This window comes from Micromonospora auratinigra, assembly GCF_900089595.1.
Lineage (GTDB): Bacteria > Actinomycetota > Actinomycetes > Mycobacteriales > Micromonosporaceae > Micromonospora > Micromonospora auratinigra.
The window spans coordinates 4,376,790-4,397,023 of record NZ_LT594323.1 but is presented as its reverse complement, the minus strand read 5'-3'; the positions used below and the strand labels follow the sequence as shown (position 1 = coordinate 4,397,023).

Genomic DNA, 20,234 nt, shown 5'->3' with positions numbered 1-20,234 from the left:
TCAGCTCCCGTACTTCTTGCGGTTGTCCTGGAGCTGCTTGGTGGCCTTGGCCGCGCCGTCGTCCAGCGCCTGCTTCGGCGACTTCTTGCCCAGCAACGCCTCGTTGAAGGCGGTGTAGAAGGTGGTGATCACCTCGCCGAGCCCGGGCGCGGCCGGCGGGAAGGCCGCGTACTCCAGCTCGGGGGCGAGGGCGGCGACCCCCGGCAGGGCCTTGAACTCGGCGCTCTCCCGGACCGCCTTGCGGGCCGGCACCTGGCCGCCCTTGGCCCAGTCCAGCGAGTGCTGGCTCAGCCAGTTGATGAAGACCTTGGCCCCGGCGACCTTGTTGTTGTCGGCGTTGCGCTGCTTGACGATGGTGAAGTTGTGCGAGTTGGCCCAGGCCGCCTTCTGGCTGCCGATCTGCGGCAACGGCGCGACGCCCCACTGCACGTCGGCGCTCTTGCCGAGGTCGTTGATCTGCCAGATGCCGTTCCAGTTGAACGCGTTCCTGCCGCTCTTGAGCGCCAGGTAGTCGGCGTCCTGGCCGACGTTGCCGGGCGAGTGCCCCTGCTTGACCATGTCGACCAGCCAGGTGCAGGCCTCGACCGCCGGGTCCGAGTTGAAGGTCGCCTTCGCCACGTCGGCGTCGAAGAGCGTCGCGCCCCACTGGTGCAGCAGGCTGTAGAAGGTCATCCCGCCGGTGAACTGGAACGGGCTGACCCAGAACCCCTGCACGCCGGACTTCTTCAGCTCGGTCAGCGCGGCCTCGTACTCCTCCCGGGTGGTCGGCGGCTTGTTCGGGTCCAGGCCGGCCTTCTGCATCACGGCCTTGTTGTAGTAGAAGCCGAGCGGGTGCATGTCCAGCGGGATGCCGTACCGCTTCTGGTTGTAGAGGCCGCCCTTCCAGACGGTCGGGGCGAAGTCGCCCTCGCTCAGTCCGAGCGCCTTCGACACGTCGTCCAGCTCGGTGATCACGCCCCGGGCGGCGAAGGTGGCGAGCTGGTCCATGTGCATGACCGCGATGTCCGGACCGGAGCCGCTGGAGACCGCGCCGGGCAGCTTGGCGTAGTAGTCCTCCCACCGGTACGTGTTGACCGCGACGGCGATGTTCTGGTGCTCGGTGTTGAACTGCTCGACCAGCTTCTTGAAGATGTCGCCGTCGCCGCCGGTGAAGCCGTTCCACAGCTTCAGGTCGACCTTCGGGCCGGTGTAGTCCTTGCCGCCGTTGCCGCCGGCGGTGCCGGACCTGGTGGCGCTGCCGCCGCCGCAGCCGGCCAGGGTCAGGCTGGCCGCCGCGCCGAGTCCGACGCCGAGGCCGAGCAGGCGCCGGCGGCTCATCTCGTTCTGGATCATGTGGGCTCCTTGGGGGACGGAATGCGGTGTTTCCCGGTCACGGCTGAGGGGCGAAGCGCAGCAGATGCCAGGAACAGGCCGGCAGTCGCACGGAGCAGCGACCACCGTCAATGGTGGGGGTGGTGAGCGGCCGGGGCATGATCCGTTCCGGATCCGCCTCGGTGTTGGTCCCCGCCGGGTCGGCCCCGGCGGCGATGGTGAGGTGCTCGACCGGGCGCAGGCCGGGGAACCCGCGCAGGTCGAGGTCGACCGGGAGGTCGTTGGGACCCCGGTTGACCGCGAAGACGGCCAGTTCGCCCGTCTCCTCGTCGTGGACCGCGACGGTGTCCAGCACCGGCACCTCGCCGTAGCGCGCGGTGTCGTAGGTGGGGGAGACCGGCTCGGTGCGCAGCACCGTGCCGCGGGCGTGGCGGGCGGTGAGGGCGAACGGGTGGAAGATGCTCTGCCGCCAGGCCGGGCCGCCGTTGCGGGTGCGGATCGGGGCGATCACGTTGGCCAGCTGCGCCTGGCAGGCCACCCCGACCCGGTCCGCGTGCCGGAGCAGGGTGATCAGCAGGTCGCCGACGACCACCGCGTCGACGGCGGTGTAGTCGTCCTCGATCAGCGCGGGCGCCTCGACCCAGCCGCGCCGGTCCAGGTCGGACTGCAGGCGCGACTCGTACCAGACGTTCCACTCGTCGAAGGAGATCCTCAGCTTGCGGCGCTGCCGCTGCTTCGCCGCCACGTGGTCGGCGGTGGCGACCACCTCGCGGATGAAGTTGTCCAGGTCGACGGCGGAGGCCAGGATGCTGGCCCGGTCGCCGTCGGACGGGTCGTAGTAGGTGTGCGCGGAGATGTAGTCCACGTGCTCGTAGGTGTGCTCCAGGACGGTCGCCTCCCAGGAGGCGAAGGTGGGCATCCGCCGGTTGGAGCTGCCGCAGGCGACCAGGCTGATCGACGGGTCGATCAGCTTCATCGCCCGCGCGGTCTCGGCGGCGAGGCGGCCGTACTCGTCGGCGGTCTTGTGCCCCACCTGCCACGGCCCGTCCAGCTCGTTGCCGAGGCACCAGAGCCGCACCCCGTACGGGTCCTCGGCGCCGTTCTTGCGGCGCAGGTCGGACAGCTGCGTGCCGGCCGGGTGGTTGGTGTACTCCAGCAGGTCGCAGGCCTCCTGCACGCCCCGGGTGCCGAGGTTGACCGCCATCATCGGCTCGACGCCGGCCTCGTCCGCCCAGGTCATGAACTCGTGCAGCCCGAACGCGTTGGTCTCGACGGTCTTCCAGGCCAGGTCGAGCCGGCGGGGCCGGTCGCCGACCGGGCCGACGCCGTCCTCCCAGCGGTAGCCGGAGACGAAGTTGCCGCCCGGGTAGCGGACCACCGAGACGCCGAGTTCGCGGGTCAGCTCCAGCACGTCCCGCCGGTATCCGCGCGGGTCGGCGTTCGGGTGGCCGGGCTCGTAGATGCCGCCGTAGACGCAGCGCCCCATGTGCTCGACGAAGGAACCGAAGAGTCGCCGGTCGGCCGGGCCGACGGTGAAGGCCGGGTCGATCGTCAGCTGTGCGTTCCGCACGGGGTGCCACCTTTCCTCGTACCGGACGGGGGTGACCGCGGTCACCCCGTACCTGAGGTTTCTACAACGTTGTAACCAACGTTGTAAAGACCTGGCGACGCGGTACAGTGCCGGCAGCGCCGACAGGGGAGGAAGGGTGCGACACAGGCTCAAGGACGTCGCGGAGCGGGCCGGGGTGTCGGTGAAGACCGTCTCCAACGTGGTCAACGGCTACCAGCACGTCCGGGCGGACACCCGGGCCCGGGTCGAGGCGGCCATCGCCGAGCTCAACTACCGGCCCAACCTCTCCGCCCGCAACCTGCGCAAGGGACGCACCGGCGTGATCGCGCTGGCCGTGCCCGAGCTGGACATCCCGTACTTCGCCGAGCTGGCCCGGCACGTGGTGACCGCCGCCGCCGGACACGGCTGGACGGTGCTCATCGACCAGACCGGCGGCGGCTCGGAGCAGGAGCGCAAGGCGGCCAGCGGGATCGGCGACCACATGATCGACGGGTTGATCCTGAGCCCGCTCGCGCTCACCGCCGAGGACCTCGCCGACCTCGGCGACCTGCCGATGGTGCTGCTCGGCGAGCGGGTCGACCACGGCCCCGCCGACCACGTGGTGGTGGACAACGTCGCCGCCGCCCGGGAGATCACCGGTCACCTGATCGGCCTCGGCCGCCGGCGGGTCGCCGCGATCGGCTCCCAGCGCACCCCCGAGGGGGCCAGCGCCCGCCTGCGGCTGGCCGGCTACACCGCCGCGCTCGCCGACGCCGGCCTCGACCACGACGACCGGCTGGTCGCGCCCGCGCCGGCCTGGCACCGCGCGGACGGCGCGGCCGCCATGCGGCACCTGCTCTCCACCGGGGTACGCCCCGACGCCGTCTTCTGCTTCAACGACACCCTCGCCCTCGGTGCCCTGCGCGCCCTGCACGAGGCCGGCCTGCGGGTGCCGGAGGACGTCGCGGTGGCCGGCTTCGACGACATCGAGGACGGCCGCTTCTCCGTGCCGACCCTGAGCACCGTCTCACCGGACAAGGAACGCATCGCCCGGCTGGCGGTGGACCTGCTGGTCGCCCGCCTCGACGGCGACCGCGCGGCACCCCCGCGCGAACTCATCGCCCCGCACCGCCTCGCCCTCCGCGAATCCGCCCCCTGACCCCGCTCCCCGCCACCTGCCCCGCCTGCCCTTGCTCGCTGGCCCTCTTTCACGGAAAGAGTCGTTTTCCGGCCCGGGAAAGCCACTCTTTCCGTGAAAGTGCGCCGGCCTTGGCGGAATCAGTCGAAGAAGCGGGCCAGGTGGGAGGGGGGTGGGGCGGGGGCGTCGGGGGGTAGGGGGGTGAGGTCGGCGAAGATGGAGGCGCCGTCGCAGGCCGCGTGCAGCGGGTACCAGCGCGGGGTGCCCGGCGGCCGTTGCCCGCAGATGCCCTTGATCGTCTGTACGTCCAGCAGCCGGACGTGGGTCGGGTCGGCGACCGCGTTCACGTGCCGCCACCAAGGGCTCATCACGTGCAGCACGCCACCCGGGCGCAACGCCCGGTGACACTCGTCCAGCAGCGGCAGGAAGTCGATCAGGTGCTCCAGGATGTGCACCGCGAAGAACACGTCGACCGAGCCGTCGGCGAGCGGCAGCGAACCGGACAGGTCGGCGACCGTGTCCACCCCCGCCGCCGGATAGATGTCCAACCCCAGGTTCCCCGGCCACTGCTTGGTCGCCCCGCACCCCAGGTCCACCACCACCGGCGTACGCCCGGCCACGCCCACCCGGCACCAGACGCCGAGCACCCCGGCGAGGCGACCCACCAGGTCCCGGACCAGCCGGAGCTGCGCCGGGTCGGCGACCTCGCCGCTCAGGTGCGCCACCCCCCGGTCGAAGCGCGCCTCGACGGCGAGCCCGCGCAGCCGGTCGTCGTGCGCGACCAGGTCCGCCCACGCCTCGGCCAGGAAGCCGTCGACCACGGCCAGCCGCTCGGCCGAGGGTGCGGAATGCGCCATCGCCACCATGCGCCACCTCCGGCGGCGCGATACCCCACCCTCCGCCCGTTATGCCTGCACCCCGGTGCCGCACCCCGTCCGCCCCGCTCCCCACCGCGGGGGTGGGGCGGGTCAGTTGGAGAGGGTGCGGCGGGTGGGGCGGGCGGGGCCGCGCATCCGTTGGCGGGGCTGCGGGGCGGCCGGCTTGGGCCGCTTCAGGTGGTAGCGGTGCAACTCGTTGTTGCCCGGCAGGGACGGGTCCTCGCTCATCGCGACCAGTTCCCAGCCCTGGTCACCGGCCCGGTTCAGGTGGGCCAGCGCGGTGTCGCCGTACGGCGTGACGTCGATCATGGAGCCGTCCGGGCCGTACCAGATGAAGACGATCTCCCAGCCGATGTCGGTGGTGGCGGCCTGGCGGCGACGGACCAGCAGCGCGTACTCCCACTTGAGCATGGGCTCATTCTCACCCGGCGCGAGCGGGTCGGCACGGATCAGTCCTCGGCGATCCGTCCGTCCGACACCCGCAGCCGGCGGTTCACGCTCACCGCGTCCAGCATCCGCCGGTCGTGGGTCACCAGCAGCAGCGTGCCCGGGTACGTGGACAGGGCCGATTCGAGCTGCTCGATCGCCGCGAGGTCCAGGTGGTTGGTCGGCTCGTCCAGCACCAGCAGGTTGACCCCGCGCCCCTGGAGCAGGGCCAGCGCGGCCCGGGTCCGCTCACCGGGGGAGAGGGTCGCCGCCGGCCGCAGCACGTGGTCGGCGCGCAGCCCGAACTTGGCCAGCAGGGTCCGTACGTCGGCCGGGGCCAGCTCGGGTGCGGCCGCGCCGAACGCGTCCAGCAGCGGCTGGTCGCCGAGGAAGAGCCCGCGGGCCTGGTCCACCTCGCCCACCACCACGCCCGGCCCGAGCGCGGCATGCCCCTCGTCCAGCGGCAGCCGGCCCAGCAGCGCGGCCAGCAGGGTGCTCTTGCCGGAGCCGTTCGCCCCGGTGATCGCCACCCGGTCCGCCCAGTCGACCTGGAGGTCCACCGGGCCGAGGGTGAAGCCGCCCCGGCGTACCACGGCGCCGCGCAGCGCGGCCACGACCGCGCCGGCGCGGGGCGCGGCGGCGATCTCCATCCGCAGCTCCCACTCCTTGCGCGGCTCCTCGACCTCGTCCAGCCGCTCGATCAGCTTCTCGGTCTGCCGGGCCTTCGCGGCCTGCTTCTCCGAGGTCTGGCCCCGGAAGTTCTTCACGTGCTTGTCCGGGTCGGTGGCCTTGCGGCGGGCGTTGCGGACGCCCTTCTCCATCCAGGCGCGCTGCATCCGGGCCCGCGCCTCCAGGCCGGCCCGGGTGTCGGCGTACTCCTCGTACTCCTCGCGGGCGTGCCGGCGGGCCACCTCCCGCTCCTCCAGGTAGGCCGCGTAGCCACCGCCGTAGTGCCGGACCTGGCCCTGGTGCAGGTCCAGCTCCAGCACCCGGGTCACCGTGCGGGTGAGGAACTCCCGGTCGTGGCTGACCAGCACCGTGCCGGCGCGCAGCCCGGTGACGAAGCGTTCCAGCCGGTCCAGCCCGGCCAGGTCCAGGTCGTTGGTGGGCTCGTCGAGCAGGAAGACGTCGTAGCGGCTGAGCAGCAGCGACGCCAGCCCGGCCCGGGCCGCCTGGCCGCCGGAGAGGGCGGTCATCGGATGGTCCAGGTCGACGATCAGCCCCAGCTCCGCGGCGACCTGCGCGGCCCGCTCGTCCAGGTCCGCGCCACCCAGGTCGAGCCAGCGCTCCAACGCCCCGGCGTACGCGTCGTCGGCGCCCGGGGCCCCGGCGGTCAGCGCCTCGGTGGCGGCGTCCAGCGCGGCCTGCGCGTCGGTCACCCCGGTCCGCCGGGCCAGGAACGCGCGGACCGTCTCGCCCGGCCGGCGCTCCTGCTCCTGCGGCAGGTAGCCGACGCTGGCGGTGGGCGGGTTCAGGCTGACCACGCCCTCCTCGCGGGGCTGCAACCCGGCCAGGGTGCGCAGCAGCGTGGACTTGCCGGCCCCGTTCACGCCGACCAGCCCGACCACGTCGCCGGGGGCGACGACCAGGTCCAGGTCGGCGAAGAGCAGCTTGTCACCGTGGCCGGCGGTGAGGTCCTTGGCGATCAGTGTGGCGCTCATCAGGAGGACGAGCCTACCGAGCGGTCGGGCCGGAGCCGATCGGATAACCGGCCCCCGGGACGCTCCGCAGGTGAGGGAGACTCACTCGCGTGGTGACCACTCTGGCGATCGACTGCGGCGGCGGCGGGATCAAGGCCTCCGTGCTGGACGCCGCCGGGACGATGCGGGCCCGACCGTTGCGGGTGCCCACGCCGTACCCGCTGCCGCCCTCGCTCTTCGTGAAGACGCTGCTGGAGCTGGGCGACCGGCTGCCCACGGCGGACCGGCTCACCGTCGGGCTGCCCGGCATGATCCGGCACGGCGTGGTGGTGGCCACCCCGCACTACGTGACCCGCTCCGGGCCGCGCAGCAAGGTCGACCCGGCCCTGCTCGCCGAGTGGTCCGGCTACGACGCGCGCACCGGGCTCGCCGAGGCGTTCGGGATCCCCGCGCTGGTGCTCAACGACGCCGAGGTGCACGGGGCCGGGGTGGTCGCCGGGACCGGCTGCGAACTGGTGCTGACCCTCGGCACCGGGCTGGGCAGCGCGCTCTTCGACGGCGGGGTGCTCGCCCCGCACCTGGAGCTGTCGCACGCCCCGGTGCGCTGGAACACCACCTACGACACGTACGTGGGGGAGCCGGAACGGCGGCGGCTCGGCGACGCCTTCTGGTCGCGGCGGATCCGGCAGGTGGTGGACGGGCTGCGCCCGGTGTTCCGCTGGGACCGGCTCTACCTCGGCGGCGGCAACTCCCGGCTGATCCGCCCGGAACAACTGGCCCGGATGGGCGACGACGTGGTGGTCGTGCCCAACACGGCCGGAATCGTGGGCGGTGTCCGGGCCTGGGATCTCGTCGGCGACCGGTACGACCCGACCCGCTGAGCGATATTTCGGGCCCCGGAACACTCGCGGTACGACCGGTGTTGTGTCAGCGTCGGAGCAAGGGCGGCGCGGACACGAGGGGGTGGGTCGAGTGGATCTTCTGGCGGAGTACCGGCGGGCGACCATGTTCTTCGAAGCGGGTGACCCGACCGGAGCGGCCCGGCTGCTCGAACCGATCGTCGCGGCGGAGCCCGGCAACTCCTCGGTACGGCAGCTGCTGGCCCGCGCGTACTTCCAGTCGGCCCAGCTGAGCCGGGCCGAGGAGCAACTGCGTGAGCTGGTCGACCGGGATCCGAGCGACCACTACGCGCACCACGTGCTGGGCCGCACCCTGGAACGGCTGAACCGGCCCGCCGACGCGCTGCGGCACCTGCGCATCGCGGCGGCCATGTACTCGACGAACACCGACTACACCACCGCCCTGCGCCGGGTGGAGGGCAAGGTCGCCGGCCGGTGACGATCGGAGGGCAGCCCGGACGGGCTGCCCTCCGCCGTACCTAGGATGGGTTGCGTGAAGCTCAAGCTCGATCTCCACGACATCTACAACAAGGGTCACGACATCGACCGCGCGCTGCGCGGGATCATGGACGAGGCGGTGGCGAAGAAGGCCACCCTGGTGGAGATCATCCCCGGCAAGGGCTCCGGCGCTCTCAAGAAGAAGGTGCTGCGCTTCCTCGACCAGAAGGACGTCAAGGCGATCTACCACCGGGTCGAGAAGGACTCGAAGAACTTCGGCCGGCTCTTCGTGCACTTCCGCTGGAAGTAGCCCCCTCGGGCCGGCCTACGGCCGGCGGGCGTAGAGGAACGCGCCGTGCCGGATCTCGTCCGGCCGGTGCAGCAGTTGCGCCTCGACCGTGAACCCGGCGTCGGCCAGCCAGCCCGCCACCCGCTCCGCCGGGCGCCGGTGGACGTGCACGTGCATCGGGTGCCCGCCGTAGCCCTCGGTCTTGAGCCGGCTCCCGTCGCCGACGTGGAAGCCGAGCAGCGCCACCCCGCCCGGCCGCAGCACCCGGTGGAAGTGGGCGAGTACCCCCGGCACCTCGGCGTCCGGCACGTGGATCAGCGAGAACCAGGCGAGCACCCCGCCGACCGAGGCGTCGGCCAGCGCGAGGTCGGTCATCGAGCCCACCTCGAAGCGCAGGCCGGGATGCTCCCGGCGGGCGACGTCGACCATCGCGGGGGAGAGGTCGATCCCGAAGGCGTCCACGCCCAGCCCGCTCAGGTACGCGGTCAGCCGCCCCGGCCCGCAGCCGACGTCCGCCACCGGCCCGCCGCCGGCCAGCTCGGCGAAGAGTCCCAGGACCGCCCGCTCGTAGGGGGCGTCGACCAGCGCGTCCCGCAGCAGGTCCGCGTAGCTCTCCGCCACGGTGTCGTAGGACGTCCGGGTGTCCGCGAGCCAACCGTCGTCGATCACCCCGGCAGAGTAGTCGAGCCGTTGAGTGGATCACCGCGGCGTAGGGAAGCTCCGGGTGCGTTTCTTGTCGCCCTGGCCACAAGAGACGCACCCGGAAGGGACGCCACGGGGCGTGATCGACCGCGTCCCTGGCCGCGAGGGTCAGGAGACCTTGTCGACCTTGCAGGTGATCTTGCCGGTCACCTTCTGGCTGAGCAGGACGGTGCCCTCCTCGACGGCCTTCTGGCCCGGCCGCACGTCGGAGACGACGGTGGTGGTGTTGCCGACCCGGGTGCCCTTGGCGTCGAGCACGAAGACGTCGATGAAGTAGGTGTTCTGGTTCTTGCTGGCGTTGTTCACCTCGACGTCGAACTTCACGTTCGCGAGGAGGTCGTCACCCGCCGCCTCCCCTGCGCACGACGTCAGCTTGACGTGCCCGGCCTTGGCGTCCTGTTCCTTGCTGACGTCACTCGCCGCCTTTCCGACCAGCGCGGTGCAGGCGACGAAGCCGCCGCCGCAGAGCAGGACGGACAGGCCGGCGAGGATGAGGAAGATCTTCAGACCCTTCGACATCCCCTTCTTCGGCGGGGGCGCGGGGGTGAAGCCCGGCGGAGGGACCGGGGTGCCCGGCTGAGGGTGCTGCGACATGTGGTTGTGCCTTTCGGTTCATACGTGACGCCCCCCCGTGTTGAGAGCGCCCGGCAGAGGGTGGCACGGCCTCGGCCCGACCTTGATCAACCACATAGTTGGTTGTCCGAAGACAATAAGTTCCCTAGATCAACTAAGTGGTGAAGATCTTCTCCAATGGGTCCGACCAGGAGAACCGTCCTGTTCGGACTCGTCGGCGGCGGTGCGGCATGACGCCGGCCCGGCCCTACCCGGGCAGCTCGGCGTCGTGCACGAGCAGGGCGATCTGTACCCGGTTGTTGAGCCCGAGCTTGGCCAGCAGCCGGGACACGTGCCCCTTCACGGTGGCCACGCTCATACCCAGCTCCGTACCGATCTCCGCGTTCGACCGGCCCTGCCCGATCGCCACCGCCACCTCCCGCTCGCGATCCGTCAGGCCCGCCAGGCCGGCCCGCGCCCGCTCCCGCCGGGGGCCGGCCGCCGGGTCGGCGAGGTGGTCGATGAGCCGGCGGATCACCGTCGGCGAGAGGGTGGCCGCGCCGGCCGCGACGGTGCGGACCGCGGCGATGATCTCGCGCGGTGGGGTGTCCTTGAGCAGGAAGCCGCTCGCCCCGCCACGGAGCGCCTCGAGCACGTACTCGTCGGCGTGGAAGGTGGTCAGCACGATCACCTGCGGCGCGGACGGGCGGGCCCGGATCCGCCGGGTGGCGACCAGACCGTCGACCCGGGGCATCCGGACGTCCATCAGGACCACGTCCGGCCAGTGCGCGTCGACCAGTGCGACCGCCTCCGCGCCGTCGCCGCCCTCGGCCACCACCTCGATGTCGGGCGAGCCGCCGAGCAGGATGCGCAGCCCGGCCCGGACCAGCGGGTCGTCGTCCACCAGGGCCAGCCGGATCGGCCGCTGCCCGGTCAGGCCGGCCACGGCAGCCAGGCCCGGAGCCGGAACGTGTCGCCGTCGACGCCGTACTCGATGCGGCCACCGGCGAGCGCGACCCGCTCGCCGAGGCCGACCAGGCCCATGCCCGCGCCGGGCACCGCCGGCCGGCCCGGCGCGCCCGCCCGGGGGTTGCTCACGCTCAGGTGTACGCCGTCCCCGGCGCCCCCGTCGAGCAGCACCTCCACCGTGCCGTCCGGGGCGTGCTTGCGGGCGTTCGTCAGCCCCTCCTGCACGAACCGGTACGCGGTGCGGCCCAGCCCCGTCGGCGCGCCGGTCGACGGCAGCCGGCAGGTGTAGTGGACGGTCATCCCGGTGGCCCGCGCCGTCTCGACCAGCTCCGGCAGGTCGGCGAGGTCCGGCTGGGGTGGCTCGGGACGGCCGACCGGGTCCTGGCGGAGCACCCCGATCACGGTGCGCAGCTCCTCCAGCGCCTCGTGCGCGCTGCGCCGGACCGCCCCGGCGGCCAGCGCCACCTCGTCGGGGCGGGCGTCGGTGCGTACCTCCAGGGCCCCGGCGTGCAGGCTGACCAGTGACATCCGGTGCGCGAGCACGTCGTGCATCTCCCGGGCGATCCGGGCCCGTTCGGTCAGCCGGGCCTGCTCCACCCGCAGGTGCTGCTCGGCCTCCAGCCTGGCGGCCCGCTCCCGCAGCGAGTCGGTGAGCCGGCGGTGGGCCCGCACGAAGAACCCCCAGCCGATCGCCGCCCCGGTGACCGCGGCCCGGACCACCACGTCGACCCAGAGCGGGAACGACGGCCGGTCGTGCAGCAGCGAGTACGCCGCGCCGAGCAGCACGTGCGCGACGGCGAGCGGGAGCACCACCCGGGCCGGCCGGCGGATCGCCACCGTGAAGAGGGCGACGGTGATCGCCCCGGTGGCCATCACCGACACCGCCCCCAACGGCAGCAGGGCCACGGCCAGCCCGAGCGGCCGACGTCGGCGCAGCACCAGGGCCAGCGCGGCGGCGACGCCCACCGCCACGTCCACCGGCCAGGGCAGGAACGCCCCCGGGACCCCTGCGTCGCCGAGCGGCACCATGGCCGCCCCGTACGCCAGCGCCAGCCCGACCGCGATCCCGTCGGCGACCCGGTCCCGCACGGCGGCCCGGTCACTCCCGCCCGACCGCTCCCCGGCCGGGTGGTTCTCGGCCGGGCGGGGTCCGGTCGGCCGGTTCTCGGCCGGCTCGGGCACGAGCAGGGCGAAGAACAGAGCCGACATGTGCCGCAGCCTACGAGGGGCCGGCCGTAGACGGGAGCTACCAAAGTCGGGGGCGCACCGGTGCCGAGGGAGCGGGAGGGCTGCCACCGCCGGCCGATGTGCCCGGCCACCCGCCCCGGGCAGCCTCGGCCCATGACGACGAGAGAACCGGCCTCCGCCGGTACCCCGGACAGGACGACGGAACCGGCCTCCGGTGGATCCGTGGACCCCCCGCCGGGACCCACCGGCTTCCGGTCCGAGCTGCGCGCGGCGCTCCGGCGAACCGTGGCGACCCGGTCGCGCCGCTGGCTGCTGGCGGTCACCCTGCTGCTGGGGGTGCTCGCCGCCGGGGCGGTGCTCGCCGGGACGCCACCGGAGCGGCGGACCTTCGCCGGGCTCGCGGAACAGGTGCAGTTACTGATGTCGGTGCCGGTGCCGTTCATCGGCGCGCTGCTGACGGGTGACCTGCGGCGGTCGGCCGGTACGGCCCGACGGGCACCGACGGTGCTGGCGGCGCTGCTGGTGGCGGTCGCCGTCGGGGCGTACGGGGTGCTGGTCGGCGCCGGCGCGCTCGCGCTGGCCCCGTCGGGCGGCGCGCCGGACGCCTGGCGGTACGCCGGCACGATCGCGTTGGGCGGTCTGCTGGTGCAGGTCGTCGCCCAGTTCGTCGGTACCGGTGCGGGACTGGTGCTGCGTCCGTTCCCGGTCGCCGCGCTCGCCACCGTCGTGCTGCCGCTGGGCCTGTGGCTCCTGCTGGGCGCGGTCGACGTGCTGCGCCCCGCCCAGGAGTGGCTGACCCCCTACGCCAACGCCCGCCACCTGCTCTCCGGCGAGATGTCAGCGCTGCGCCGGGCCCAGTGCCTCACCGTGCTCCTTCTCTGGGCCGCCCTCCCCCACACCCTCGCCCGCCCCCGTCGCCCCTGACCGGGGCCGCGATCCGCGCAACCTCCGCGAAGTTGCGCGGATCGTGGGCGTCGGCGTGCTAGGCCTCGGGAAGGGAGAACTTGTAGGTCTTCGCGATGGCGAGCATCTCGGAGCTGTGCGAGCCGACCACGCCGACGCCGGCGGGGCGGGGGCGAAAACCGGGGAGGGCGTCCAGGCCGTCGCTGGCGTCCATGGCCCGCAGGCGTACCTCCTCGACGGTCGAGGCCAGGGTGAACGTGACCTCCACGCCCTCCGACGGCGGGGCGTGGAAGACGATTCCGTAGCCCCACCGGTCGCGCAGCTCCTTCACCGGCAGCCGGACGCCCGCCACGACGGCCGACTTCACCGTGCCGGTGGAGGAGTCGACGTGCAGGGACAGCAGTCGGACCGGGCGCTGCGGCACCACCCGGACCCGCAGCGTCCGCTGCTGGCCGGTGCGGGTGTCGGCGAGCAGCTCCACCTTCGGGGCGGGCAGGTTCGCCGCCGGGGCCGGGCCGGCCCGCAGCTCGCCGTCGCCCAGCCCGGGGAAGTCGTCGGCCACGCCCGTCGGGCCGCCCACGTAGCCGTCGGTCCAGGGCTGCGGGTCGGTCTCGTGGCTGAGCCAGCGGGCCTTGCCGGTGTCGGCGTCCAGCGCGTACATCAGGTGGGTCGGCACGGGGTAGGCGGCGTCGAAGCGGTCCACGGCCAGGCCGACCCCGGCGAGCACCACGGCGGCGAGGCCGGCGGCGACCGCCGGCAGCGCGCCGCTGCGGCGGGCACGCAGCGCGACCAGGCCGCGCTGGCCGCCGGCCTGCGGGTGCAGCAGGTCGACCACCGGCAGCGCGGCCAGCCCGAGCAGCACCGCGAAGAGCGCCGCCACCGCGCCCATCCCCATGCCGAGCGCCGGGAAGAGCAGCACCACGGTGGGCAGCAGGATGATCACGGCCACCGCGCCGGCCAGGGTCGCCGCGACCACCGGCCAGGGGCCGTCGGGCCGGGTGGCCAGCGCGGCCAGCCCGGCCGCCGCGCCGGCCAGGGCGGGCAGGGTCGTCAGGTACGCGCCACCGGGCACCAGCACGGCGAGCAGCACCCCGAACAGGGCCAGCCAGGCCAGCCCGCCGAACGCCAGGGCGGCCGGGCCGACCCGGCGGCGCAGCAGCGCGTACCAGGTGAAGAGGACCGCGGCGGCGAGCGCCACCACCGCGAGCCGGAACCAGACCGGCCGGTACGGGTCGAGCAGCTCGGCGTAGCCGGGGCGGACCGTGGTGATCGCGGTCCAGAGCAGCCAGGCGCCCAGCGGGGCGAGCACGATCGGCGCCAGGGCCAGCCCGAAGCCGGCGGCGAGCGTCCCGCCGGTGGCCCGGCCGCGCCGGCGCAGCAGCCAGCCGAGCAGCCCGACCGCCAGCAGGGCGAGCAGCGCCAGCGGCAGGGTGAGCCAGCCGGGGTAGCGGACCAGTCCGCCGGGCACCGGGAAGTATGTGTCGTCGTGGCCGGAGCGCAGGTCGCGCAGGTCGATCCGGCCGAACTCGCGGGCCAGCCCGAGCGCGTTGTCGCCGTGCATCTGGAGGCTGCCCCGGTCCATCACCGCCGGGGTGTCCAGCGGCGTGTGGTACACCGCGCCACCGTCGATGTACGCCGAGTTCAGCCCCACGAAGCCGTGGTCGAGGAAGGCGGTGAAGTCGGTGTCGTTGGGCAGCGCCCGGTAGATCTCCACCGCGAACGAGGTGCCGACCGGGTGCGGGGCGGCGCGGCCGAAGACGTCCACCAGCTTCGCGTTGTTCCGGGACGTCTCGAACATGATCACCGGCCCGGTGGAGCCGCGCGCCTCCAGGTTGAGCACCACGCCCCCGTCCCGGGCCAGCGGGTGGTCGGCGGCGAACCCGGACGCGCCGCAGAGGCACGCCTCCTCCGCGTCGGTGAGCACGAGGACCACGTCGTTGCGGGGGCGGGGGCCGGCGGTCAGCGCCCGGGCCACCTCCAGGATGGTCGAGGTGCCGGCCGCGTCGTCGTTGCCGCCCGGGCCGGACTGCACCGAGTCGTAGTGGGCGACCAGGAAGACCCGTCCGGTGGAGGCGGTGCCGGGCAGCCGCGCCACCACGTTGCGGACCCGGGCCAGGGTGGCCCCGCCGGCCGCGCCGCTGAGCTGGCCAGCCTCCGGCGCGACGGCGTCCTGCACCTCGGTCTCCAGGCCCAGCCCGCGCAGCGTGCTCACCAGGTGCTCGCGTACCTGGTCGTTGGCGGCGCTGCCGGCCACGTGCGGGCGGGTCGCGATCTGCTGCACGGTCCGGTAGGCGCGCCCGGCGCTGAACTCGCCGGCCGGCGCGTCGGCGGGGCGGGGCGTCGGGGTGTCCAGGGTGACCAGGACGCCCGCGCCGACGGCCAGCAGCGCGACCAGCGCGGCCAGCGCCGCGAGCGGGCGTCGCCGGGGCCGGGCCAGCGCCCGGTCGGCGGGGCGGAGCGGGGGTACGCCCACTTCGAACTCCTCGGGGGTGCAACGGGGGTGGGCCTCATCCTGCACCGTCGCGCCCCGGGGCGGTACGCCCCGCCGTCCCGGTGCGTTCCGTGCCTGTTCCCCGGCGCGGCGTAACATCGGGCGACTGCCCGGCCGCTTCCCGAAGGGGTGGGTCGATACGTCGTGCCCGCATCGGCTCCGGTCGTGTTGTGTGCGACCGTGGTCTGATACAGGATCAGCAGGGCACTCGGAAGGAGCCCGACATCACCAGCGAACTCCCGCGTCTCGCGGCGGTGGCCCGGCCGCATCGGGGAACCGGTCTGTCCGGTTCCTCCGTGGTGCCGCAGGTCGCCCTGGGACACCACGTCCCGCCCGGCGAGCGGCTACGGGTCCTGCTGGTCGAGGACGACGAGGGCGACGCCTTCCTGGTCGGCGAGCTGCTCGCCGAGACCAACGCCATGATCGACCTGCTGGTCGCCACCAGCCTCAGCGAGGCCCGGCAGCGGGTGATGGGCGTGGACTGCGTCCTGCTCGACCTGGGGCTGCCCGACGCGCAGGGGCTGGACGGCCTGCGTCAGGTGCTGGAGATGTCCAGCGGTGCCGCCGTCTGCGTGCTCACCGGCCGCTCCGATGAGCACCTGGGCATCGTGGCGGTCGCCGAGGGCGCCCAGGACTACCTGGTCAAGGGGCAGGTCGACGGGGTCCTGCTGGCCCGGGCGCTGCGCTACGCGGTGGAGCGCAAGCGGGCCGACGAGAACGCCCGCCGGCTGCGCGAGGTGGAGCTGCGCCAGGCCGAGTCGGCCCGCCTGGAGCGGGGCCTGCTGCCGCAGCCGCTGATGACCACCGACCAGGTGTCGGTGCACACCTTCTACCGGCCCGGCCGGCACGCCGCCCTGATCGGCGGCGACTTCTACGACGTGGTGCAGACCCGGCCGGACCGGATCGACCTGATCGTCGGCGACGTCTGCGGGCACGGCGTCGACGAGGCCGCGCTCGGCGTCGAGCTGCGGGTCGCCTGGCGGGCGCTGATCCTCGCCCGCGTGCCCGACGACGAGGTGCTGCCCGCCCTGGAGCAGGTGCTGATGAGCGAGCGCCGGCTCCAGGAGATCTTCGCCACCGTCGCCACCGCCCGACTGGACCTGGCCGCCAACCGGGCCACCGTACGGCTCGCCGGGCACCCCCCGCCACTGCTGCTCAGCCGGGGCCGGGTCGTCCCGGTGCCGGCCAAGGGCGGTCTGCTGCTCGGCGTACGACCCCGCCGGCCTGTTGCCTTCGATCTGGAGTTCGACGCTGATGACTGGTCCCTGCTGATGTACACCGACGGCCTGATCGAGGGTCGGGTGGACGGCGGCGACGAGCGGCTGGACGTCGCCGGGCTCACCGACCTGCTCGCCGACCCGGCCAACCGGGCGGTGCCCCTGGCCGAGCTGCCCGCCTGGCTGGTCGGCCGGGCCGAGCAGATCAACGGCGGCCCGCTCGCCGACGACGTGGCCATGCTGCTGGTGAGCCGGGGTGGTGGCCGGTGAAGGCGTACCAGCAGGGGTGGACCCTGCGTCGCCGGGTGCTCGCGCTGCTCGGCGTGGTGCTGGTGCTGCTGCTCGGGCTCGCCGCGGCGGAGGCCGTTCTCGCCGCGAAGAACCGGCAGAACATCGACTCGGTGCTGTTGAAGACCGGCCCGCTGCGGGTGCAGGGGCAGGAGCTGATGAGCGCCCTGCTCGACCAGGAGACGGCGGTCCGCGGGTACGCGGTGAACGCCGACCGCAAGGACCTGGCCCCCTACCAGACCGGCCTGGACCGGGAGCGCAACACCGCCGCCACGATCCGCAAGCTGGCCGCCGGCTACCCGGCCGTGCTGCGGGAGCTGGAGGTCGTCGAGCAGCGGGCCCAGCAGTGGCGGGACAGCGTCGCCGAGCCGGTGATCAGCACGACCGAGCGGAGCGGCCCGGCCGCCGGCCAGGCGCTGATCACCGACCAGACCCGGCAGCAGTTCGACGGCATCCGGTCGGCGGTGAACGACCTCCAGGGCGAGATACTGGTGGTCCGGCAGCAGACCGCCAACAAGGTCAACTCGACCAGCAACATGCTGGTCGCGCTGCTGATCATCGCCGCGCTGGTGGTGGCGGTGGCCGGCGTGGTGGCCCTGCTCTCGGTCGACCGGATCCTGATCGCGCCGGTGGCCGGCCTGGTCCGGCAGGTACGCGAGGTCGCGGCCGGCGACTACCAGCACCACATCGAGGGGTCCGGGCCGCCGGAGTTCCGCCGCCTCGCCGACGACATCGACGTGATGCGGCAGAAGATCGCCCGCGAGCTGGACGAGGTACGCGAGGCCCGGGAGCGGATCGAGTGGGTCAACAGCCAGCTGTCGAAGCAGGCCGAGGAGCTGACCCGCTCCAACCGTGACCTGGAGCAGTTCGCGTACGTCGCCTCGCACGACCTCCAGGAGCCGCTGCGCAAGGTGGCCAGCTTCTGCCAGCTGCTCCAGCGGCGCTACGCGGGCCAGCTGGACGAGCGGGCCGACCAGTACATCGCGTTCGCGGTCGACGGCGCGCAGCGGATGCAGCGCCTGATCAACGACCTGCTCGCGTTCTCCCGGATCGGCCGGCTCACCACCGGCTTCACCGAGGTCGACCTGAACAAGGTGATGGGCGACGTGGCGGGTCAGACGGACGCCGCCCGCCAGTACACCGACGCCGAGCTGAGCTGGGGCGAGCTGCCGACGATCCGGGGCGAGGAGCCGCTGCTCACCAACCTGCTCGCCAACCTGGTCAGCAACTCGATCAAGTTCCGCCGTCCGGACGTGCCGCCCAAGGTGCACGTGTCGGCCCGGCTGGTCGACGACGAGTGGGAGATCACCTGTCAGGACAACGGCATCGGGATCGAGCCGGAGTTCGCCGACAAGATCTTCGTCATCTTCCAGCGGCTGCACTCCAAGGACGCGTACCCGGGCACCGGCATCGGCCTGGCCATCGTCAAGAAGATCGTCGAGTACCACGGCGGCCGGGTCTGGGTGGACACCGACAGCCGGGAGGGCACCGCGATCCGGTTCACCCTTCCCGCGCTGCCCGAGGACCTGGAGGCCGCCCGCGCCGCGCGGGAGGCCGACGAGGCCGGGGCGGCGACGGAGGGCGCCGAGCCGACCGGGGAGCCGGCGGAGACCGGGCACGACCAGGGTGAGACCGTTGCGGCGACGCCCGCCGACCGGCCGGCGGACGGCGCGGTACCGGGAGAGACGCCCGACGGGACGGCCGGACACGGTACAACGGGTGGCATGAAGGAGACGGTGGGATGACCGCGCCGGCAGATGGCAAGAGTCCGATCGAGGTGCTCTTGGTCGAGGACGACCCGGGCGACGTGCTGATGACCCAGGAGGCGTTCGAGGAGCACAAGCTCCGCAACCGCCTCACGGTCGTGTCCGACGGCGCGGAGGCGCTGGCCTACCTGCGCCGCGAGGGCCAGTACGCGGACGCCGTCGTGCCCGACCTGATCCTGCTCGACCTGAACCTGCCCCGCCGGGACGGCCGGGAGGTGCTGGAGGAGATCAAGCAGGACGAGCAGCTCTGCCGGATCCCGGTGGTGGTGCTCACCACCTCCCAGGCCGACGAGGACATCCTGCGCAGCTACCAGCTGCACGCCAACGCCTACGTGACCAAGCCGGTGGACTTCGAGCGCTTCATCTCGGTGGTCCGCCAGATCGACGAGTTCTTCGTCAGCGTGGTCAAGCTGCCGCCGCGTGGCTGACCGGCTGCTGGCGGACGTCGGCACGCTGCTGCGGGAGACCGCGGCGGACGTCGTGGTGCCGATGTTCCGGCGGCTCGACGACAGCGACATCGCGGAGAAGGCCCCCGGTGAGCTGGTGACGGTGGCCGACCGTCGGGCCGAGGAGGTCATCTCCGCCCGGCTGCGGGAGCTGCTCCCCGGGTCGGTGGTGGTCGGCGAGGAGGCCGTCGCCGAGGACCCGACCCTGCTGGAGCACCTGCGCGGCGCGGGCGACGTCTGGCTGGTCGACCCGATCGACGGCACCTCCAACTTCGCCGCCGGACGCCGCCCGTTCGCCCTGATGGTGGCGCTCCAGCGGGACGGCGTACCCGTCGCTTCCTGGGTCTACGACCCGCTGGACGGGACGCTGGCCAGCTGTCGCGCCGGGGCGGGCACCCGGCTGGACGGCACACCGGTACGCACGGCCGCGTCCACGCCCGAGGTGGGGGCCCTGCGCGGCACCGCGATGACCCGCTTCCTGCCGCCCGACGCCCGGCGCAGCGCCGAGGCGGGTGGGGCCCGGATCGGCGAGCTGCTGCCCGGCCAGCACTGCGCCGGCCGGGAATACCTGGACCTGCTCACCGGCACCCAGCACTTCGTCCTCTTCTGGCGCACCCTGCCCTGGGACCATGCCCCCGGCACCCTGCTGGTACGCGAGGCGGGCGGAGTGGCCCGGCGCTTCGACGGCACCGACTACCACCCGGCCGACGACGGTCGGGGGCTGCTCGTCGCGGCCAGCGAGGAGATCTGGGACGAGGTCCGCGCGGCCCTGCTCGACGACTGAACCGCCTGCGCAGGGATGTTCCCGCCCTCCGCCGGCCGACTGCCCGGCCTCGCGTCGTCGGCCCGGCCGACTGCCCGGGCCTCGCGTCGTCGGCCCGGGCTCCTGGCCGGGCCGGCGTCGTTCGGCGGCCTGCGCGGGCGGGCCGGCACTGTTCGGCGGGCCGGCGTGGTTCGGCCGCTCGGCCGCGCGGCCGGTGAGGGCGTCGTCCCCGCTACAAACTTGATGGCGTCGGTGAATCACCGCAGGCCGTCGCGGGTGATCCGTTTGTGACATCAAGTTCGTAGGCGCCAGGTGCGTGGTCCGCCACCCGCCTGGTCCGCGGCGGGAACCCGGCCCGGGCGCACGGGCACCAGCACGGCA

Annotated in this window: 19 protein-coding genes; 9 read left to right on the top strand and 10 right to left on the bottom strand. The window is 73.5% G+C overall.

Features of this window, described 5'->3' with window-relative positions; genetic code table 11:
- Both GA0070611_RS19680 and arfA read right to left on the bottom strand, forming a co-directional pair.
- Positions 1-1,332, bottom strand: coding sequence for an ABC transporter substrate-binding protein (locus tag GA0070611_RS19680; RefSeq protein ID WP_091666435.1), 1,332 nt, complete (start codon positions 1,330-1,332; stop codon positions 1-3).
- Positions 1,333-1,369: 37 nt separating this feature from the next.
- Positions 1,370-2,881, bottom strand: coding sequence for an arabinosylfuranosidase ArfA (gene arfA, locus GA0070611_RS19675; protein WP_091666433.1), 1,512 nt, complete (start codon positions 2,879-2,881; stop codon positions 1,370-1,372).
- Positions 2,882-3,017: 136 nt separating this feature from the next.
- Here arfA and GA0070611_RS19670 point away from each other — a divergent pair, with 136 nt between their 5' ends.
- Positions 3,018-4,019: a LacI family DNA-binding transcriptional regulator gene (locus GA0070611_RS19670; protein WP_091666431.1), complete on the top strand. Its 1,002-nt coding sequence runs from the start codon at positions 3,018-3,020 to the stop codon at positions 4,017-4,019.
- Between the two features lie 119 nt (positions 4,020-4,138).
- Here GA0070611_RS19670 and GA0070611_RS19665 read toward each other — a convergent pair whose 3' ends face one another.
- The 3 genes from GA0070611_RS19665 to GA0070611_RS19655 all read right to left on the bottom strand — a co-directional run bounded on the left by GA0070611_RS19665 (position 4,139) and on the right by GA0070611_RS19655 (position 6,963).
- Complete coding sequence (locus GA0070611_RS19665; protein ID WP_091666428.1) at positions 4,139-4,864, bottom strand: methyltransferase domain-containing protein; 726 nt, start codon at positions 4,862-4,864, stop codon at positions 4,139-4,141.
- Between the two features lie 102 nt (positions 4,865-4,966).
- Entirely contained in the window at positions 4,967-5,287 is a 321-nt protein-coding gene (locus tag GA0070611_RS19660; RefSeq protein ID WP_091666426.1) for a hypothetical protein, read from the bottom strand.
- A gap of 38 nt (positions 5,288-5,325) precedes the next feature.
- The gene (locus GA0070611_RS19655; protein WP_091666424.1) at positions 5,326-6,963 is read right to left on the bottom strand and encodes an ABC-F family ATP-binding cassette domain-containing protein; all 1,638 of its coding nucleotides are present in this window, start codon (positions 6,961-6,963) and stop codon (positions 5,326-5,328) included.
- Between the two features lie 89 nt (positions 6,964-7,052).
- On the opposite strand from GA0070611_RS19655, the gene GA0070611_RS19650 reads away from it, so the two are divergent.
- The 3 genes from GA0070611_RS19650 (at position 7,053) to GA0070611_RS19640 (ending at position 8,589) form a co-directional block, all read left to right on the top strand.
- Positions 7,053-7,823, top strand: coding sequence for an ROK family protein (locus GA0070611_RS19650; RefSeq protein WP_091666422.1), 771 nt, complete (start codon positions 7,053-7,055; stop codon positions 7,821-7,823).
- A 91-nt stretch (positions 7,824-7,914) separates the two neighbouring features.
- Positions 7,915-8,280 carry a tetratricopeptide repeat protein gene (locus tag GA0070611_RS19645; protein WP_091666420.1) on the top strand — a complete coding sequence of 122 codons (366 nt, stop codon included), beginning with the start codon at positions 7,915-7,917 and terminating at the stop codon, positions 8,278-8,280.
- 54 nt (positions 8,281-8,334) lie between these two features.
- Complete coding sequence (locus tag GA0070611_RS19640) at positions 8,335-8,589, top strand: Smr/MutS family protein (protein WP_091666418.1); 255 nt, start codon at positions 8,335-8,337, stop codon at positions 8,587-8,589.
- 15 nt (positions 8,590-8,604) lie between these two features.
- Here the strand turns inward: GA0070611_RS19640 and GA0070611_RS19635 are convergent, their stop codons facing one another.
- The 4 genes from GA0070611_RS19635 to GA0070611_RS19620 all read right to left on the bottom strand — a co-directional run bounded on the left by GA0070611_RS19635 (position 8,605) and on the right by GA0070611_RS19620 (position 12,000).
- Complete coding sequence (locus GA0070611_RS19635) at positions 8,605-9,237, bottom strand: class I SAM-dependent DNA methyltransferase (protein WP_091666416.1); 633 nt, start codon at positions 9,235-9,237, stop codon at positions 8,605-8,607.
- A 141-nt stretch (positions 9,238-9,378) separates the two neighbouring features.
- Positions 9,379-9,864, bottom strand: coding sequence for an FxLYD domain-containing protein (locus tag GA0070611_RS19630; RefSeq protein WP_157740354.1), 486 nt, complete (start codon positions 9,862-9,864; stop codon positions 9,379-9,381).
- 226 nt (positions 9,865-10,090) lie between these two features.
- Positions 10,091-10,768 (bottom strand): response regulator, encoded by a 678-nt coding sequence (locus GA0070611_RS19625; protein ID WP_197675747.1) that lies wholly within the window; start codon positions 10,766-10,768, stop codon positions 10,091-10,093.
- Entirely contained in the window at positions 10,756-12,000 is a 1,245-nt protein-coding gene (locus GA0070611_RS19620) for a sensor histidine kinase (protein ID WP_091666411.1), read from the bottom strand. The genes GA0070611_RS19625 and GA0070611_RS19620 overlap by 13 nt, the downstream gene beginning before the upstream one ends.
- A 201-nt stretch (positions 12,001-12,201) precedes the next feature.
- Between GA0070611_RS19620 and GA0070611_RS19615 the strand changes: the two genes are divergently transcribed.
- The gene (locus GA0070611_RS19615; protein ID WP_091666408.1) at positions 12,202-12,903 is read left to right on the top strand and encodes a hypothetical protein; all 702 of its coding nucleotides are present in this window, start codon (positions 12,202-12,204) and stop codon (positions 12,901-12,903) included.
- 58 nt (positions 12,904-12,961) lie between these two features.
- Here GA0070611_RS19615 and GA0070611_RS19610 read toward each other — a convergent pair whose 3' ends face one another.
- A complete protein-coding gene (locus GA0070611_RS19610) occupies positions 12,962-15,355 on the bottom strand; it encodes a M28 family peptidase (protein ID WP_091666405.1) in 2,394 nt (797 codons plus the stop codon).
- A 314-nt stretch (positions 15,356-15,669) separates the two neighbouring features.
- Between GA0070611_RS19610 and GA0070611_RS19605 the strand changes: the two genes are divergently transcribed.
- Genes GA0070611_RS19605 through GA0070611_RS19590 form a run of 4 tightly spaced genes read left to right on the top strand, consistent with a single transcriptional unit; the run spans position 15,670 to position 19,874 of the window.
- A complete protein-coding gene (locus GA0070611_RS19605; RefSeq protein WP_197675746.1) occupies positions 15,670-16,860 on the top strand; it encodes a PP2C family protein-serine/threonine phosphatase in 1,191 nt (396 codons plus the stop codon).
- Positions 16,857-18,623 (top strand): sensor histidine kinase, encoded by a 1,767-nt coding sequence (locus GA0070611_RS19600; protein ID WP_091666403.1) that lies wholly within the window; start codon positions 16,857-16,859, stop codon positions 18,621-18,623. Before GA0070611_RS19605 ends, GA0070611_RS19600 begins: the two co-directional genes overlap by 4 nt.
- Positions 18,620-19,072, top strand: a complete 453-nt coding sequence (locus GA0070611_RS19595) for a response regulator (protein ID WP_091666401.1) — start codon at positions 18,620-18,622, stop codon at positions 19,070-19,072. Before GA0070611_RS19600 ends, GA0070611_RS19595 begins: the two co-directional genes overlap by 4 nt.
- Positions 19,065-19,874 carry an inositol monophosphatase family protein gene (locus GA0070611_RS19590; protein WP_091666399.1) on the top strand — a complete coding sequence of 270 codons (810 nt, stop codon included), beginning with the start codon at positions 19,065-19,067 and terminating at the stop codon, positions 19,872-19,874. Before GA0070611_RS19595 ends, GA0070611_RS19590 begins: the two co-directional genes overlap by 8 nt.
- Positions 19,875-20,234 lie beyond the last annotated feature (360 nt).